The 19,942-nt window shown below is 38.0% G+C and carries 9 protein-coding genes; 3 read left to right on the top strand and 6 right to left on the bottom strand.

The genetic code is table 11. The features are described 5' to 3' along the window. The first annotated feature begins 381 nt into the window (after nucleotides 1–381). The 3 genes from QNJ50_RS00740 (at nucleotide 382) to QNJ50_RS00730 (ending at nucleotide 2,065) form a co-directional block, all read left to right on the top strand. Entirely contained in the window at nucleotides 382–705 is a 324-nt protein-coding gene (locus tag QNJ50_RS00740) for a hypothetical protein (RefSeq protein ID WP_300631017.1), read from the top strand. A 33-nt stretch (nucleotides 706–738) separates the two neighbouring features. Continuing rightward, nucleotides 739–870 carry a hypothetical protein gene (locus tag QNJ50_RS00735; protein WP_300631015.1) on the top strand — a complete coding sequence of 44 codons (132 nt, stop codon included), beginning with the start codon at nucleotides 739–741 and terminating at the stop codon, nucleotides 868–870. A 97-nt stretch (nucleotides 871–967) separates the two neighbouring features. Next, nucleotides 968–2,065, top strand: a complete 1,098-nt coding sequence (locus QNJ50_RS00730) for a hypothetical protein (RefSeq protein WP_300631013.1) — start codon at nucleotides 968–970, stop codon at nucleotides 2,063–2,065. Nucleotides 2,066–2,406: 341 nt separating this feature from the next. Here QNJ50_RS00730 and QNJ50_RS00725 read toward each other — a convergent pair whose 3' ends face one another. From QNJ50_RS00725 to QNJ50_RS00700, 6 genes are all read right to left on the bottom strand, one after another. Next, nucleotides 2,407–3,942: a thioester reductase domain-containing protein gene (locus tag QNJ50_RS00725; protein WP_300631011.1), complete on the bottom strand. Its 1,536-nt coding sequence runs from the start codon at nucleotides 3,940–3,942 to the stop codon at nucleotides 2,407–2,409. Between the two features lie 39 nt (nucleotides 3,943–3,981). Next, nucleotides 3,982–5,655 (bottom strand): PfaD family polyunsaturated fatty acid/polyketide biosynthesis protein, encoded by a 1,674-nt coding sequence (locus tag QNJ50_RS00720; RefSeq protein ID WP_300631148.1) that lies wholly within the window; start codon nucleotides 5,653–5,655, stop codon nucleotides 3,982–3,984. Between the two features lie 257 nt (nucleotides 5,656–5,912). Next, nucleotides 5,913–10,730, bottom strand: a complete 4,818-nt coding sequence (locus QNJ50_RS00715; protein WP_300631009.1) for a PfaB family protein — start codon at nucleotides 10,728–10,730, stop codon at nucleotides 5,913–5,915. A gap of 140 nt (nucleotides 10,731–10,870) precedes the next feature. Beyond that, nucleotides 10,871–12,616 (bottom strand): SDR family NAD(P)-dependent oxidoreductase, encoded by a 1,746-nt coding sequence (locus QNJ50_RS00710; protein WP_300631007.1) that lies wholly within the window; start codon nucleotides 12,614–12,616, stop codon nucleotides 10,871–10,873. A gap of 168 nt (nucleotides 12,617–12,784) precedes the next feature. After that, nucleotides 12,785–18,355 (bottom strand): type I polyketide synthase, encoded by a 5,571-nt coding sequence (locus QNJ50_RS00705; protein WP_300631005.1) that lies wholly within the window; start codon nucleotides 18,353–18,355, stop codon nucleotides 12,785–12,787. An 841-nt stretch (nucleotides 18,356–19,196) separates the two neighbouring features. Further along, the gene (locus QNJ50_RS00700) at nucleotides 19,197–19,475 is read right to left on the bottom strand and encodes a hypothetical protein (protein ID WP_300631004.1); all 279 of its coding nucleotides are present in this window, start codon (nucleotides 19,473–19,475) and stop codon (nucleotides 19,197–19,199) included. Nucleotides 19,476–19,942: the final 467 nt, after the last annotated feature.

The raw sequence follows: 19,942 nt of genomic DNA, 5'->3' as shown, positions 1-19,942 counted from the left end.
AGCTTTATTTAGCGCATCTTTATAAAGAACTGGTATTAGGAAATAATTAGCTAATTGCTTTTTGTATTCCAGTTCAAATACCTGCAATTCCTACATAGTGAAGATGTAGAGTCAGGGTGTGAGATTGCTTGTCAAAGAAAGCACAGCTTATTACTTTTTTTGACTGTAAATAAACAGAAAAACTAATAAACGAGAGATGTATAAACCCTAACGGCGAATATTGAACTATTTTGGCTAAATATGCTTGTAAAATGTGTAATAAAAACAAATTTGAGCTTTTTAATTACGCTTGCTAACTACTTGATAACCATCTACTATACCCAGCTGTAGGGTGATAATAAAAAAGCCAATCACCTAAAAGAAGCTAATAAAGGTAGGGAAATGAGTTATAAAGAATTATCTCAAGAAGCTTTTAGCCCAAGTAACGGAATTTTAGAAACAAAAAATCCTTTGGATGGTTACAATCCTTTAGAATATAGCGATCTAATCAATAGTTCAGGAAGTTTCAGTATTCCTGTTCTTGATAGCTCAATTGAAATGACGCCATTCGACTCAGATGTAATTGAGTCTAGCAACTTAGTAAACCCAAGCACTTCTACCTTGACAACGGATTCTTCTGCAGAAAAAGATTTGTTGACAGGGATAACAAATTCTCAAGAATCTTTATTAAGTGATGCTAAAGACTCGCTCACTAAAAGGAATTAGCCCCAAGTTCTGTATTAAGCCTAAGAGACGCAGATGAAAGTGACGGTGATGGCGGCGAAGGCGGCGAGGGTGAAGGCGGCGAGGGTGAAGGCGGCGAGGGTGGAGGCGGCGATGGCGGTGATGGTGAAGGCGGCAGACCTCCTATTTTTTTCCCACCCTCAGTAGATTTTGAGGCAAACAGCGAGTTTTTCCTTCAGGATTCTAAAAGCGTTATACATTAACTTTAGGAGTAAGCTCACTCGTTACAATTGCAAATTTCATTATGATAACCAAATTAAAAACAAGTTTTCTAATATTTGGTTGGGCTATACCTACCTTCCTTTTATTTGGACTGCTAAGTTATGTTCATAGCGACCAATTCCTAGGTAATTGGATTTTACATCCCTCAGAATACCCCTTAAGCTACACAATTTTATTTTGGGTAGTTTTTTCATTTTCTGCGATATTAAACTGGATGCTGGGTAACATACAAAATACTAAGAGATTAATATTCATTCTGTTTTTTATATTTTTAGGCTCAGTATTTAATTTAATTGTTCTGCTATCATGGCTATTCAAATTACTTGTGCCGATTACAGTATTTATCTTATATATGGTGAATATTTTTTTAATCTCACTTGCTAATAATATATTAGATTTAATAGGTGTTTCTTATACATTAAAGGAGGGCGGTGGATACGATGTGCCTGTATTCGCCTTAATAGCCATTTCTTTCTTACTATTTTTTATTTTAAACAAAAAACTAAATCTAAATACTTTAAAAGAAAAAATAATATTGGTTAGTTTAACTGCTAGTGTAGGTTTTCTTCCAACAATAATTAACCCTTTAATAGCTTGCATAGTTGCAGAAAGAATCTCTTCATCACGTATAAATCCAGTACCAATAGCTAAAAGATTAGTCCTAGGAGTTCCGTTAATAGTATTGGTAACTATTTCTTTTGTTGCAGTTGTAGATAATTATCCTCTTCCAGGATTAATTATTCCCCCCGAGATAAGAACTTTCTACGCTGGCAATTCAAGTTATTTTATTACTGAATACGAATACCAAAATGCCCTCAAGGATGTTAAAAATTGTGATTTGATAAAAAATGAGATAGGCGAAATTAAAAGTATAGCTATATTCGAGGGTGATAATTATACGATTATGGATGGGCTAGGCGGACCTGATGGGAATTACCTGCATATTCTGGCAACAGGAGAAGACAAACAAGCTTTTATTAAGGGCTGTTTTTCAGCTTCTATTGGTCCATTCTGTTCTTTTAGAGATGCTAATATTAAGGCTGAGGACCAAAACCAAGCAAAGATCTTCTCGAGCAGTGAAGTTAAAAAAATAGATATTTCTGAGTGTTTGCAAGATTAAAAAACCGCTCCTGGAAGCAAGCACTAAAAGCGGTTTTCACGTTGATTCTATTTCTTACTTTTCACTGAGTCTGGCTACCTCATTCAATTGGGAGCATCTCACTTTTGCAAAAATATCAGATGGTAAGCTGACTATTGAGATAATTTCAGTAGACCAGATGCGCAAAATTATTTTTCTAAGTCAAGCAATACAAACCTATTCACTTTTGGTGTTTAGCGCAGCTTCACATAGAAATGATATGATTGATTCTCAACAAGAAAAGTCCCATACTCCCAAGTAATTATCTACTTGACAATATGGAACTGATGGACGTTAAACCTAAAAAAGTCAAATCTAAAAAACTAACCTAATTCCAAAAAACCATTTTGAATTAAGTAAGTAGAGTAAGCCATAAATAACTGAGAGTCTATTGGTGGACAAACAACATTACCGGGAGCAAGTGCGTCTACGGTCGCTTCAGTGCTAACAATAGGTCTGTTTGCTTGCAAGTATAAATCTGGTATGGTTAGTCCCTCTTCTGTCCAAGGTTCTAAAAGGAAAGGTCGTAGAGTATACAGAGGGTTATCTGGAGAGGATAAATTTTCCACTAGCATATTTTGCCACCTTTCGTAAGGAATGACAGCGATGGAAAACCCTAAGGATTTCAACCAATCAATCAAGGTGGTGAAGGGAACTGGTTCTGGATGCTGTAGGTGGAAGGCTTGACCGAGGGATTCTTTCTGTCGCGATAGGTGAACGATCGCTTTACTGACATAATCGACTGGGGATGCATCCAACATATAATCTACGTCGGGGAAAACTCCCATTTGGATACAACCTTTGAGAGCTAAGTTAATAAAATCATCTGGATTGCAAACTCCGGTGCGACTATCTCCAGAAATTAATGGTGGTCTGTGGATGGTTACGGGAAGTCCTCTTTCACCTGCTATTGTCACGAGTTTTTCTGCTACCCATTTGGTTTGGGAGTAACCGAGGAAAATTCCTTCCCAATGTTTGAATTCATCGTTTTCTTTGACAACTTGACCAGCATAAGCAGGGGACTCAAAGATTGCAACGCTGGAAACATAATGTACGGGTTTAACTTTAATTAAACATCCCAAGCGTAAAACTTCTTGGGTTCCTAGAACATTGGCTGCTTTGAGTGCTGAGTAAGGATAAACATAATTTAATTGTGCCCCACTATGATAAACTGCATCCATGTTTGCAGCTAACATTTCAAAAGCTTCTTTACTGATACCTAGTAATGGTTGGGATAAGTCGCCTAAAACAGGGATAACTCTGGGACTATATTCTTCATGCCAAATAGCATATTGTTTAAGTTTATTTTTGAGTTTATTTCTAGCTTCTTCTAAGTTAGCAGCCCGGACTAAGCAATAAATGTCTGCATCTGTTTCCTGGAGTAATTGGTAAATTAAGAATGCGCCTAAAAAGCCAGTTCCTCCTGTTAAGAAAACATTTTCTGGATTAGCTGTAAAGTGAAAAGATTTGGATGCAGGATAGATAGTTTCGTCAAGGACTGCTTCTGCTGCTAAATTCGGTACAGATTTACTATTTGCAAAGGGTGAAGTATGATTATTTTCAACTGTTTGGCTATTATCTTTACCCGATACTTCAATTTCTTCGGCTAAACGTTGGGAAAGTGCTTCAATATTTGGGTAATGCCATAATAATGTTGGTGATAGTTTTAATCCCAATTTTTTTTCAGTTTGGGTGACTAAAACCATGGCATTTGCCGAGTCTAAACCATAATCTTCTAATGATTGTTGAATATCTATTTCTTCGGGGCTAACTTTAATAATTTCTGCTAACTTTGATGTCATCCAGTCTTGGATTTCTTCGGCTGTATTTAATGTTTGTGAAATGTCTGAAGTCATCATTAATCACACCTCTAGTGTTGGAATTCTAGTGTTGGAATTCTAGTGTTGAAGTTCCAATGTTGAAAAATTAGGAACGTATTGAGTGTAGTAATCGGATAGTTGTAATCCTTGAATTTTGAGATTTTGAATTCTGTATAAGTAAGCGGTTCCTTTCATGATGTGATTCGCAACATCAACCACTCGGCGATTATTTGGTTCGGCTAAATATGAATTTCTTACCCAGTCATTAAAGCTTCCCATCGCCGGGCCACACCAAATTTGATAATCGACTTCCCGACCTTTTTCTCCTGAGTTAGACCACCGTGAGGATAGTCCCAAATAGCGACGGAAAATCAACGCCATTTTCATTTTTGGATTGCTATTTGCTTTTTGGAGTTTTTGGGGATTTTTTTGGGATAAATAATCAACGGTTGCTTTCCATGCTTCGTCAATAGTTTGACGGAAAACTTGTTTTTCTAATTTCTCTCTTTCGACTGTGGGGATATCTTCAATTGAGTTGTAATTCCGATATATTTCATATAGTTTTTGCGCTCGCATGGGAAACATTGTTCCCCGTTTGAGTACTTGGAGTTTGACCCCCATTTCAAACATATCTGCTGCTGGAGCCATCATCACATCAGCCATAGCAGCTTGGGCTAATAATTTTTTAGTATGCGGAGAGGTTCCGGCTTCAATGCAAGACTGATTAATTGAACCAGTAACTACATAGGCTGCACCCATCATAAATGCTGCAAGGGCGGATTGGGGGGTTGCAATTCCTCCCGCGACTCCGACTCGAATGGGTTTTTTGTAGTTATATTTTGCCTGAATTTCGTCTCTTAAGGCAATTATTGAAGGTAAAAGACAAACTAAAGGTCGATTGTCTGTATGACCACCGGAGTCTGCTTCGGCTGTAATGTCATCGGCGATCGGGACTTTTGCAGCTAGGGTTGCTTGTGATTCGGTAATTAATCCTTGCTCCAGGAGTTGCTTGAGGATTTTAAGTGGTGCTGGTTGCATGAATTTACTTGCAACTTCGCGACGAGAAATTTTAGCAATGACTTTATTTTTAATTTCTATTTCTGAGGCGGAGTTTACACTTAGCCCTGCAGCGCGATAATAAACAATATTGGGTGTTAAATCTAAAAATGCTGATGCTTCAACTGTTCTTACCCTATGTTTGAGGTACAAATCTACAGCTTTACGTTCAATTGCAAGATCGTTGGGACTATGAATTAAATTAAATGCGTAAGGTCCGTTGGGTAAAGCTTGTTGAATGCGGTTAATTGCGGCTTCTAATCGTTCTGGAGTTAAACCACCTGCACCGAAAGAACCAAGGATTTTTGCTTTCCCTAGGGCGATAATCATTTCCTCTGAGGCGATACCACCAGCCATTGCTCCGGTTGTGTAGGCGTATTTAACATTATGAAAGGAGAGGAAATTGGGGTCGCCTAATTGTTTGATAGATAGGGGAGGAAGGTCAAATAAAACTTCTATCTGTGCCTTTTTACCATTATCAAGGGGACAATAACCGTCATTAGTTACACCAATTTGGTCTTCGACTTTGACGATGTAACATGGTTTATTTAATGTTTGGAGTTTATCTCTAATATCTGTAGGATCGAAGGATACACAAGCTAATGAACCTTTCCAACCTCGATGTTGATTGGATGAGGAAGTGTAATAGCCAAGACCATTATTTTGTTTGTTTAATGGGAGGTTTGTGATGTTCATGTTGGGGATTTGCGACTGGGGATAGCACTGCATACCGCCTTGCGGCATATTGGGATTAGCGTTAATGGATCCGGAGGTAGCACAGCTAGAACCTGCGGCGTCGGCGGAGCCTAAGGGCGTGGCTTTAGCCATATTGGGGTTAGGTTACTTCTTACTTATTTACTTACTTATTTACTTACTTATTTACTTACTTACTACTCATTACTCCTTACTCCTTACTCATTACTCCTTACTCCTTACTCATTACTCCTTACTCATTACTCCTTACTCAATAGATGTTCTGCACAAATTAGTTGCAATTGAATAATGTCACCAATTTGTTGGCTGAATTCATGTCGAGATTTAAGGAAAGATCTATGGGTTTTTTTCGCTAATGAGTTGTTGGTAGTTAATTGTTGATATTGAGATTTATTTGAGTTAGAGAGCTTGACTGTATGGGCTAGTTTCTGCTCGATTGGACGAGATGGAATTTCGGATTTTTTGGCGATCGCTTTGACTATTGTGCTGGAGACGTTTTTACTGGAGGTATTTGCACTGGAAAGATTATTCATTGGCGATTTCTCAAGCTTGGTTGGAGATGCAGATTGTTTTTTGCTCAATGATGGAGTGGGTTGAGTTTTTTTGTTTGCGGGAATGGTGCTTGTGTTTATCGTCTCTTGAGTGATTTTTGATTTTGCTTGTTTTTTAACGGTTTGTTTTTTAAGGATATTCTGAAAGAGTTTTCTGTTTTCTGCTGTTAAAATCTTCTCAGTAAAACTCTCCCCTCCCAAGGTAACTTTTCGTAGTGTCAATTTTGATTTTTTGCTGGTTTCTTCTGTTTGACTGTAAAGTGGCGATAAATCCATAGATATTTGATGACTTAAGAGTTTTGCTAGTGCTTTAATTAATCCTGTACGGTCGTCTAAACCCCTGCGGTTAAGGGAGACACAAACGTGTGGTTGGTTATTGAGAATTTTGTCAATCCATCGCGAACAAACGTTACCTGCACCGGTTTCGATAAATATTTTGGCTCCGTCTTTATAAATACGATTGACGAGTTTGGGAAAATCTATTTGTTGCGATAAACCTTGAGCGATACTCTCGGCTATTGTGTTGCTTTCAATGGCTATTGGGGCGTATTTAGCAGAAGAATACAGGGTAATATCAGATATATTTTCTGCAACTGGTAATCTATGAACCCTGGTGATTTCGCCATATTCAGAATGCATCGCTTCGCAGTGGATTACGTGGTCGAAGGGAGCGCGAAAGGCGTTACAACCTAAGGTTTTAATAACTCGTTCGCAAGCTTTAGGATCTCCTGCAATAATGACTTCTTCTGGGGTATTAATTTGAGTTAAATAGGCGTACTTTTCGTATTGGAGGAATTTTCTCAGTTGTTCTGGAGTTGTCATTAAAACATAGTTACCCCAAAGGTTTTGCTCTCGATTTAAAGATTGCTTTTGAGGTGGTAATCCCCAGTATTCCCGTACGGCGTTTTTAGCACCGGATAATCTATTACTAAATAGTGGAGAGGAATGGAAGGATTTGATGGCTTGATTGAAGTCATTCCAGACGCCAATCGCAGACATCATACTGGTTTCGCCTAGACTATAACCGAAGGCAAATCGGGGTTTTATTTGGAAGTCTTCACGGATAATCCTAGTAATTAATTTAGCAAATGTGATATCAGTTTCAAAGATGGCTGAGGAATCCTCTAAAAGTTGCTGTTCGAGTTTTTCCAGCTGTCTCATGGATAATTTATTTAAGCTGCGAGGAAAGACCATACTGGAAACATCAGCAGCAACACTATCAGCACTTTTTATTGCTAAGTCATCATGGGTTTTGGGAAATAAACGGAACAAATCGCGACCGATACCGATATAGGAATTAACCGCAGCAGGATAAACAAAAGCAATTTCTCCTTGTTTTCCTAAGGGTTGGGCTGTAAAGTAACTACCTAAAGGTGTTTGCCAATCTTCACCCTTTTCAAATGCGAGGTTAATTCCTTTAATTGCGGCTCTTAACTCTCTGGTTAATTCTTGGTGATTCCGTCCCAAAATCCCTACAGTGTAGCTTTTGTGGGAATATTGTTGAAATTTATGAAAAGTTTGATTTGCAACTGCAGCAAGATTATCTGCATTATCAATAGTATTTTGTAATTCTTCGACCTTAGCTATTAATAGCTCGCGATTTTCACCTGCGATCGGGAAGAGATAAAAGGGTGTTTTTTGTAAATAATTACTGCTGCGTTTTGTTTGTTCAGGTTCTTCGGAAAGAATTATATGGGCGTAATTCCCATCGCTTCCCATACTATTAATAGCTGCAATTCTTTTGCTTGCTTGTTTACCAACGAACCAAGGTCTTGATTCTGAAGCGACATAGAACGGACTACCCGACCAGATTTTTTCCTCTTTGACACCAGACCATTTGGGAATTGCGGGAATATATCGATAATATAAGCACAAAGCGGTTTTAATTAAACTAGCAATTCCCGAGGCTACATAGGTGTGACCGATATTAGCTTTAACCGTACCAATTGCACAAGTTAATTCATTTCCAACTTTGGGATAAGCTCCAATTAAACCCGTAATTTCTGCTTGATCTGCTTCGGGAATACCGCTAGCAAAAACTTCCAAATATTCAACTTGGGATGGTGTAATTCCAGCAAGATTGCAAGCTTTTTCACATACTTGCTGAACCGTTTCTGGATTCTTGTCAGTTAATAGATTTTTATCAGTTACTAAATTTTCTTGTGGGTGTTGCTGTGCAAAACTAATTGCATCAATTAATGCATAGATCCGCTGATTCTCCTGTTTGGCGATTTCATGACGTTTGAGAACAACAGCACCCGCACCTTCACCTACGATCCAACCAGTAGCTTTAGTATCAAAAGAACAAGTGTTAACATTATCATTGACCTTCGCTTGTTGATTCCGAAGCAAAACATTCTCTAAACCACCAGCTAAATCAACTGCACCGACTAAGACAGCGTCAGCTTCTCCGGTAGTTAACAGGTGTTGTGCAACTTCTAAAACCTTAAAGGTAGAATTTTCACCAGCACTAATAGTAAATGTCGGAGCGGTAAAATCCCATAAAGCAGAAATCCGACTCGCCATAATATTAGCAATATAACTGACGTATTCGCTGCTATCTACCGGATTATGAATACCATCTTTAATAATCGTTTCTAATTGGTTAATTTTATCGGTATCTAAGGAAATTTCTCCAGCAATTAAGCCTTCCTTAATCTCCCAAGCTAAATTCCATCTTTGTTGTAATTGGTGAACCGAAAGTTCTGTTTCGCTAGCGATTAAAACTGCAACATTGCTACCTGGATTGATATCTGCATCTTTTAAGGCGCGTTGAGCAACTTTGAGTAATAAAAGTTGTTGTTGGTTAAGTTTGTCTAGTTCGTTGGGTGGAATTTTGCTGGAGACAGTATCAATTTCAAAGTCTTCAATGTAAGCACCCATCGGCGCTTTCCCTTGGGGAAAATTATACTTTTTCAGCAATTCAGTTTGATTTTCAACTCCATGCCATCTTTTTGGAGGTAAGGGAACAAAATGCTGTTTTCCCTCATATATACTGCGTTCAAAAGCATCTAAACCATCGCAACCGCCAAAAAAGGTATCCATTCCCACGATCGCCATTTTCGCTAGCTTCAGTGGTTCTTCCCCATTAACTAGCGTCTCTGAATTTCCCTGCTCGAGAATCATATGAGCATTAGTACCACCCAAACCAAAAGCACTAATACCAGCCCTTTTCACACTTCTACTCTCTGACCAATTAGTATTACTGGTAACAATACTTTGGGGCGAAATTACTTGATTCTCTTCACCCATAGGTTGATCAATATTGATAGTCGCTGGGATCACTCCCTTCGACATACTCAAAAGAACTTTAATCAAACTGACAGAAGCAGCAGCAGTAAGTAAATGACCCACATTGCTTTTGACAGAACCTATCAGTGGACTCGCTTGATGTTTACCGAAAAAGTTTTCTACGGAATTACATTCAGTGGTATCTCCGAGTAAAGTACCAGTTGCATGACATTCCAAATAATCAATACTTTTTGGATCTAGTTGTGCTTCTTGGTAAGCTCTTTCAAACGCCAATTCTTGTCCTTTAGAATTGGGACTGAGCAAATGTTTACCCTTACCATCGTTAGAAAGACCATTACCGCAGATAACTCCATAAATGCGATCGCCATCTCGAATTGCATCGCTATGACGTTTGAGAACTACCATTCCTACACCATCAGCGGTAGCTAAACCCCGGGAATTTTTATCTAAAGGACGGCTAAAATCGTTTTCCGGATAACCTTGAATTCCCGAAAACAGCATTCGTAAGAATAGCGGATCTGCGCAGCTAATACCCCCAGCAATCATTAAATCGGCTTTATGTGTCCATAAATAATGGGACGCTAATTTAGTTGCATACAATGGAGAAGAGCAAGCAGCATCAAGGGAAAAATGGATATCTGAAAGAGACAAAGCTTGAGCAACGATCGCTGCTGGTAAACCAGAAACCATTGCATTGTAGTTTGAGTTTGAATTTAAATTTGAATTTGAATTTGAAGTTGAATTTAAACTTTCAGGTCTTTTTAATTTTTCTACGGAAGCTAAATTAAAGTTTTCATCTTGTAAAAGTTCTTTGAGTGCAGATCCAAGCACCTGCTCATAGATGGGAGCAAATAATTGATTAGAAGATTTTGTTGGTAAGGAAAGGGTACCTAAAATTACCCCACATTTAGCAAGTAAAGAAGTTTGATTTAAATAACCACTATGTTGTAAAGCTTGTTTTGCAACTTGGAGCGACCATTTAAAGGTGTCATCTAAGCTTTCTAAAAACTCTCCCGGTAAACTATACCCATTGGAGTCAAACTCAAAATTACGAATAAATGCACCTTTTAAAGAATAAATTTTATCGGCTTCACCTTTTTTGGGATGATAAAAAATATTCGGATCTATCCCCATCTCCTCAGAAGTAATAGATGAAGTTGAATCTCGATTATTAATAAGATTTTGCCAAAACTCTTCCGGATTTTTTGCACCAGGGAACAGACATGAATAGCCAATTATTGCAATTTTTTCCATAATAAATTTGGGGATTGGGTAATGGGTAGTTGGTAATGGGTAATTTGTAATTCGTAATTTGTAATTGAATGAAAATGAAAAACATTACTTATTGTTTCTTCTTTTTAACTCATTACTCATTACTCATTACTTATTACTTATTACTTATTAATTGATTCAGTAGGTATGATAGTTCCTTTGGTATTTAAAAGGTATGAATATACTAATCCTTGTTCGTCATGAACTATATAATCAGCACTAATGCTACTTGCTGTTTTAGTTTTCACTTCACAAGAAACGTAAAACGGTTTATTTATTGGTGTTGGCGCGAATTGCTTATATGTTTGCAAGCCTGCGGGTAAACAAACTTCCTGATGGTAATACTGAATCCAAATCCATAAAGGATGGGTACTTAAATCAATTGAATAGGGATTTACCCTCATCACAGGGAATTGACCCTTTTGTTCGTCCGATATACCTTTCCAAACACATTCAGTAGTAATTTTTTTCGGACTAATATTTAAGACTTTTGTAATTCCTTGAAATGCAAGTCCATGAAATAAGGGGAAAATTTCCGACTTTCCTTGCTGATAAAAATCATCACCTATAATAGTAATAATGTTATCGGAATTAAGATTTAATGACTCGTAAGTCGGACGTTCGGGAAGTTGTTTAACTAAATGAATCTCGGAAATACTAAAGTTATAATTTATTTTTCCTATTTGATTGTAACTCAAGATTTTTGCTTGAAAAATAATCTCTTCGCTATCAACTTTAGAAAGTTCTTTTATTTCCAGGATATATTCATTCGCTAAAGTTTCATTAAAAGAAATTCCCTTCAAAACCTTGAAGTCTTTGTAGGTAAAAAACTTATAGCCAGGATATAATTGTTCGCAAGCATTAATAATCCACGATACCGCACAAGTCGCCGGTAAAACTGGCTTACCTCCCACGATATGGTCTTCCACAAATGGGTTTTCTACACGGTGGAGTTGACGATGAATTCGATAGGTTTTTGTTTGCGTATCTAAAGGTATAGGTGGTGGTGTAATGGGACTACCAATCACAACCTGCGCTGTTTGATGATTGACAGGATCTAACTCTTCAACCAACATTTGCGTACCAACTTCAACCGGTAATATTTCCACACCCCGACGAGCGAACTCTTTCTTTAACTCTGGGGTTACCATTCCACTGTCCCAACCACCCCAGTTAATTGCAACTACATGACATGATGGGTAACGTTGTTTAATTTGATGGGCTGATTTATTTAGGATTTCATTCGCGATCGCATAATCAGTTTGACCGATATTACCGTAAAATCCCGCCACGGAGGAAAATAAAACTAAATGCTCTAATTGAGTTGTTTCCACACAAGCGAGAAGATTTTCTAATCCTTTAACCTTGGCATTGTAAACCTTCTCGAAATCCTCTGGAGTTTTCTTTTCAATTAACTTGTCAGCTAAGTTTCCCGCTCCATGAATGATACCTGTAATTGCTCCGATGCGCTCGCTAATAGTTGCAATTTTTGTCTTTAAAGCATCAACATCAGTAACATCAACGCTGAGGTATTCTGCTTCACCTCCTGCTTCTGTAATTGTAGCTATAGTTGTTTTAATTTCTCGACTAGAAGTAATTTCTTTATACGCTTTTTGCACACTCATGGGAGTCGGTTTCTCTCCTAGGGAGAGGAAATACTCCATAATGCGTTTTTTTAATACCGCTTCTTCATAGCAGTCAATTGCAAAATCAGGTTCGGTATCCAAAAGTTGCGATCGCCCCAAAAGAATAAACTTACAATCATGGTGTTGGGCTAGTTTTATGACACATTTCGCTGTAATACCTTTAGCTCCACCACTAACGAGAAAAACTGATGAGGAATGAATTTGAGTTGTTGTTGCAATCATGATTTCGGATTTTACGCTATCGATTTATAAGGATTTGTAGAGACGCGACATGTTAACCTAGCGGTTACACTGCGCTAACGCGTCTGTACAGAATTCGGGTGTATGTCGCGTCCGTACAGCAGTTGGGAGTAAAGAGTTTTTTATTACCAATTACCTAATCGCTTATCCCTAATCCCCAATCGCACTAATCAAAGTAACCCTACCGCGTCTACCGTAAGCAACCTCAGTGATATAACGATTTGGATCGTGTAATTCTGAACGAATATATTGTGCTGAGCTTTCCGCATTAATTTCCGGACCCAAATCGATCGCTCGACAAAATACTCTTTCCCATTCCCAATTTAAAGTCTTGGTTAAACCGAAAAGTCCTGCTGCTATGGGACCAAAACTAACTTGCTGTTCGAGTCCAAATGCTCCATCCAAACGAGCAACCGTACAAAAACAACTGCGTCCGCGATCGGCTGTTTGGTTGAGGGATTTTTTCAGATGTTTGGCGATTAAAAATACTTGCTTGATAATTGCTTTTTCTTCTTCTAGGTAGGACACTCTTCCGTTTTGATTGACTTCTAATATGGGATGGAGATGAATAAATGTACCGATTTTACCGAAGTTGATGGCGATTGCTTTCAGTTGTTGTTGCAAATGCTGTTCGCTTAAGTCTTCTAAGGTAATGCGGGTGACCCCTGTTGGTAAGGGTGACTGTTGAGAAATTAAGGATTGGGGGAAACTTAAAACTACTATTTTCCAGCCAAAATCTATTAAGGATTGGACTAATTTGGAGGTAGTGAGGGAACCATCATCGGTAATTAAAGCGATGTGTCCCTCTGGTAATTGAAAGTCTAAAAAATCTGGTCTGGGTAAAATTCTAAGTTTGACTTGACGACGAAGGGGATTGTTTTGGGTTTTAGTTGTTTGAGTTTCAGTTAATTCTTGAGACTGACTGTGTTGGGACTTTTTTTTTTGACCTCCGAGTGAGGCTTCCATGTATTCAACAATTTGACCTATGGTCCTTAGTTCTCCCACTTCTTCGACATTACCCTGAGGTAGATCGGGATACTTATCTTGCATTGCTCCCAAAATTTCTACCCGTTTGATGGAATCAATCCCTAAGTCTGCTTCCATGTCCATCTCTAATTCCAGCATTTCTACCGGATAACCGGTTTTCTCGCTGGTAATTTCTAGCAGAGTTTGGGCTAAGGAAGCAATTTCGATATCCGAACTATTTGATTTTACAATCTCACCTGTATTTTCAACCTCGGGTTGAAATTCACTTTCTGTTTGTGTTGTTTCTAGATCGTTCTCAATTACTGTATCAGCAAATTTTGTGGGTATATCTGCAGTCTCGCTGGCTTTCATTTCAGTAACTGGTGCTGTAGTTACTGAGTCTTGTAATTTGGGATGTTTAACTTCTGATAATTCTATTTCTACCGATACATTACCGGATATTTGGGCTTGAAGAAATTCTACAATTTCACCGATTGTCCGCTTGTCACCCAACTCTTCTAAATTTGCTTGGGGTAGATCGGGATACATTTCCTGCATTGCTCCGAGAATTTCTACCCGTTTGATGGAATCGATACCTAAATCAGCCTCCATATCCATGTCTAACTCCAGCATTTCTACCGGGTAACCTGTTTTTTCGCTGGTGATATTGAGAAGAGTTTGACCGATTTCAGTAGCTGTATTTACAGGATTAGTTGGTACAACCTGAACTTCTAGTGTCTGGAAAACAGATTTAACTTTCGGTTCAAGTTCAACTTTTGGTTCGACTTTCACTTCATCTTTATCTTCACAAACAGATGTAGCATTATCAGCTAAACTTTCAATACTACTTACATCTTTGATCTGACTTTGATAGCCATTGTTAGGAGCAGGAGCAGGAATACCTTGTTGTTCCGATACTTTTTTATTAGATAAAGAATCTACTTCTGGTTCTGCTGGGGAAGAAATTTCCCAAATTTTATGGATGCTGGGAGAAGAAGTATCTTTGCGAGAGGTGATATTGTCTAACTTAACTACACTTTCACCCTCTGTAAGTTTACTTGTTTCACCTGAAGTTTCAGCACTGATTAGTCGAGCGTATTCTTGTTGAATTAGTTGGAAGAAGTTTTTGGTATATTCTGTTTGATGATTGAGATATTCCTCATGAACTCGCAGAGTATCTCCCTGTTGTGAGTGGAACTGCATCATGCTCCGCTCTAAACTTTCCATCAACTGGGATTTTAGCTCAGCTATTTGTTGTGGGGTATTATTTTGTGCAAGTAAATCATTATGTTGTTGCATCAGTTGGAAGAAAGTTTTCACATATTCCACTTGATGGTTCAAATAGTATCCATGAACTTGTAAATTCTCAGTTTGATTCTGCTGGAATTGTTCGAGAACATATTCTAAACTTTCTAAAATCTGTTGGTAATTTACTTGTTTGTTTAGTGTTGGTTTTTCCATGTTAGTTTTGGAAACTGCTGCTTGAGAAACTGATGTGGGTGGATGTTCCGGTACTTTCGGTTGATTTGCTGGAGATGGATGAGATGCTTTTACATCTCGGTTAATCTTTTTCTCTGTCTTATGTACCGCTTCAGATATTGTTTCCTGAACTTTTTCTTCCTCAGTTGTACTTAAAGTAAGTTTCTTTAGAGGAACTTGAGATAGTTGCTGAGGTGATTTCTGAGGTACTGTTTCAGTTATTTCTGATTTTTGATTGACTTCTATTTGATTTGGTTCTAATTGAACTTTATGTCCATCCTGTAAAGCTTCAATAAATCTTTGTTTCGTTTTAGGAGAAACATAGTTAGAACCATTGATAGATACCGTTAACTGCTTATTCTTTTTAGGAGCAGGAATCGGTTCTGGAAGTTGGTAAGGGTCTAAATTTTTCAAAGGTAAACCCACAACTCGCAATTGTATAAAAGCTTCTCGCAAGCATTTATCGCTACTTTTACGCGGACTGGGATTTACAGCGATCGCAACGTGGGGATTTTCACCCAGAATATCTTTAACGAGATTGGTCAGAATTTTTCTCGGACCAAATTCTACAAAGCAATATCCACCTTGCTTGTAAATATTTTCAATTTCCTGTTTGAATAATACTGAATTAGCCAGATGATTTTCGAGATTTTTTTGGATATCTGCTGGTTGCTGGGAATATTGTTTACCCGTAACATTTGTGTAAACCGGTATTTGAGGAGTCTTAAACTCCACACTCTTAGTTGCAATTGCAAAAGACTTTTGAGCAAAAGCAATTAAAGAGGTATGGAATGCAGCAGAAACTGGAAGTAATATTGCAGTACACCCTGCATTTTGCAATGTCTGCTGTACTCGCTTGATTTCTTGAGTTGGTCCAGCCAAAACTACTTGACGAGGTGAATTGAGATTTGCGATCTTAACCCGAGGAAACTGTTTCAATACAGTTTCTACCTTACTCAGTTCCTCTTTTACCGCTAACATCGCTCCGCTATCGTAATTCGGGTCTTGGGGTGCAGCCATTGCTTGACCCCTAGCTTTGACTAGGAAGCAGTAATCTTCTTCACTTAAGACGCCTGCAGCCCATAATGCTGTCAATTCCCCAAAACTATGTCCAGCAACAAAGTCTGATTTAAAACCTGCTTTTTGGAAAATTTTGTACATCCCTGCACTCAACATTCCAATCGCTGGTTGAGCATACTCTGTTCTTTGCAAAGCAGCACTTTGAGCATTTTTTTCTTTCTCATCAAATACTGGACGAGGGAAAACTATCTCGGAAACTGACTGCAAGTTATCTTTGAGCAATAGGTTATCCATGTAACCATATAATTGCCCTAACTCGGGAAAATTCATCGCCAATTCTCGACCCATTTCCAGGTACTGAGAACCTTGACCAGAAAATAAAGCTACTACTTTCCCATCTAGCTTAATACCCGAGCAGCGATAAAAAATTCCTTGGGGATGCTCCCAAGATGGAACTTTAGGCTGCTTGTTGAGTAAATCAATAGTTGTTTTCAGTAGCTTGCAAGCATCAACTAAGGAATTTGCAACAAATCCTACCCTTGCAACTTCTAAAGGAATAGATGTTTCTCTACATTCTTCCAAAAGTAGAGCATAGTCTGTTTTACCAGTCTCTGACTGTAATTTTGCTAAAGTCTCTTGGCAAATAGCTACTAATTTTGCAGGTGTTTGGGCGAATAGTATCACTTCACCAGCAGGTTGATGCAAGCGATAAGCATTTTCTTGCTTGGCTTCATATTCTTCTAACACCACGTGATAATTAGTACCACCAAATCCAAAAGAACTCACACCTGCTCTTCTAGGAGCCTCACCTTCAGCCCGGATCCAAGGTCTAGTTTGGGTATTGAGATAAAAAGATGAATTATTAATATCTAATTTGGGATTTGGTTCGTCAATATTAATTGTCGGTGGTAATACTTTATGGTGTAGTGCCAAAGCTGTTTTAATTAAACTTGCTGCACCTGCAGCTGCTTTTGTGTGTCCAATTTGGGATTTTACACTACCGAGGGCTATATGCTGTTTTTTGCTGTCTGATTCGCTAAAAAATTGATGGAGAGAGCCAAATTCCGTTGGGTCTCCAGCCATAGTCCCGGTTCCATGGGCTTCAATTAAACCGACACTTTCCGAAGCAAAGCCAGCATCTTTGTAAGCCCGTTCTAAAGCTTTGACCTGTCCCTCTTTACGGGGAGCATAAATACTCTTGTAACGTCCATCACTAGAAGTTCCTATGCCTTTAATAACTGCATAGATATTATCTTCATCTCGGACAGCATCTTCCAAACGTTTTAGCACTAAAATGCCAATTCCTTCACCCAACATCATTCCATCGGATTTACTATCGAATGGTTTGACTTTGTCACCAGGGGAGACAGCAGGTGTTTTACTGAAACTAATATAAGCGTTGATTGAATTGTCAGTATCAACGCCACCCGTGAGCATCATATCGCAGCGATGTTCTACTAATTCCCCAATTGCTAATTTCAAAGCTGCAAGAGAACTAGCACAAGCTGCATCAACAGTACAATTGAGTCCGCCTAAATTTAAGCGATTAGCAATTCTACCAGAAACTACATTGGATAACATTCCCGGAAAAGCATTTTCATCCCACTTTACATAAGCGCTCTGGATTTTCTCAATAATACGTTTGGTATCTTCATCGGATAAACCGCTACTTTTAAGTACTTTTCTCCAAATCGGATATTGCAATCTCGAAGATAGGGGTACCCCTAACTTTAATGCAGCCGAACCCAAGACAACGCCAGTGTTTTCGCGATTAAACTGACTTTTTTCTCCATAGCCAGCATTTTCCATCGCCTCCTTCGCAATTACCAGACTTAATAATTGCGATACATCGGTCACCTCTAAAATACTCGGAGGTATACCAAATTCCATCGGGTTGAAATCAACATGAGGAATAAAACCACCCCTCTTACAATAAGTCTTATCCTCTGGATTGCGCTGAGTAGGATCGTAATAATCTTCCACACTCCAATGTGACTCAGGAATATCCGTAATACAATCTATTTTATTAACAATATTTTGCCAATATTCATGTAAGTTCCTCGCCTGAGGAAACAGAGAAGCCATACCAATAATGGCTATAGGTGTATCTTTTAAATGTCTGTTCATCTTATCAACTGGCATAGATTTATCCGACACCATTTTTTTCTCCTCTATAAACCTAATTAAATCCTGCTCACAACTGTTTATTTGCGCAGCTAATTCTTCCAATGCCGCATTAAATGAGTAACCAGACATAGGACATTGACAAATCTTTATTTTTGTTGAGTGTTCAATTGCAAGTAGTATGTATCTACTTATAAAAGTATGAATCCTTAAGTATTAGTTCTTGAAGCTTACCTAAGTTATTTTGCAACTTTCAGCAACCTAAGTTCTAGAGTCTCTGCGTCATTTGTCGCAGAGTTGTACAAGTAAAGCCGACTCCATTAATCTTTTCTGGAGATGGTAGCAGCACGAATGCTCGGTTTCCGAAAAGTTACTGAGAACCAAACTACACTAATATTTAGATCGATCCATTGTCATAACTAGCGTAGCCTAATAGACATCTCCGAAAAAGAATATAAAAGCCTTGTGTAGTCAGGGGTGATATCTCATTTCTGGAGATGTCTAATCAATATACACTAGTTACAATTAAATTAATACACAATCTAAAATTCAGTCACGCCCACAGAGGTGCACCCCAAAGATGCTAAGACCTTCATGGTCTATTAGAAGGTGATCTTATTGCAAGGTGAATTTATGGGGAGACCTACATTTATCTGGAGACCTACATTTATCTGGAAATTGCGTAAATCACCAATATACACAATCCTTTGATCTGTGAGTACCATACACAGACACCACAAAAAAGACTTACAATTCCTCACTCCAATAATACTGTTCGCACTCTGTGACAATTCCCCTCTTAACAGAAGATTATCTGTCTCTCACTTCACACAAAATATCTTCTACATCAAAAACTTCCCACACACCAAAAACTTATATAGATATTCTTTTGTTGGGAAGGGAATCGCGAACAATGTTACTTGCAATTGGTACTAGAAAATTAAACTACCGATAGGTATCCCAAAAACACGACCTAAACAATGTTAGATTCCTCGTACTGGGGTAATAAATCAATCACATTGTTGCAACTTGAGAAGTAATCTTGCAGAGCGATCGCTGCTTGAGAGGTAAACTCAATCCATTCGTAATGGTAAAGATTCTGAGAAGCAGATTCCCAAGGAAACAGTAAAGATTGGGGGGTAATCATCAGGACGGAAACACTTTTTTCGCCAGATTCATTTTCTTCCCCTAATCTAACTGCTGCAACGTAACTCGTGTTGATGACAACGTTCTGTATCTTAATCAATGCCATAGTCAGTTTTGACGTCCAAGATAATCTATTCTATGGAATCCGATAAAGATTATTTGACAAACCCGTTACAAAAAATCACTTATTACCTACACTAATTAAACGAGTATTAACAAAGTAAATGCAATATGAGTAAATTACAGGAAATTATCTATTTCTAGTTCTTCCCTTAGTAATTGTAATTTACTAATTACATATGCATTCTTCCTAAAATGTTTGAATTAATTCCAACAGTAACACACATCTAATAATTTGGATTCATTATTTTTATATTTTTTGCTTTCAACCATATTATTTGAGCAGATTCAGGCAATAATGGGAAATAATTTATTGTATAAATACTTGCCTGTATGTATCGTTATAAAACCTGGTAATTTATTATCTATATATAGGTTTTATTTTGAATAAATATCATCCCCAATGCTAATATTAGGGCTTTTGTATTTCATTTACTGTGCCAATTATAAAGA

Source organism: Mastigocoleus sp. MO_188.B34 (assembly GCF_030065675.1).
In the GTDB taxonomy this organism is placed as follows: Bacteria; Cyanobacteriota; Cyanobacteriia; order Cyanobacteriales; family Nostocaceae; genus Mastigocoleus.
Note: the sequence above shows the minus strand (reverse complement) of the source record. Positions and strands in the feature narration are given on the sequence as shown.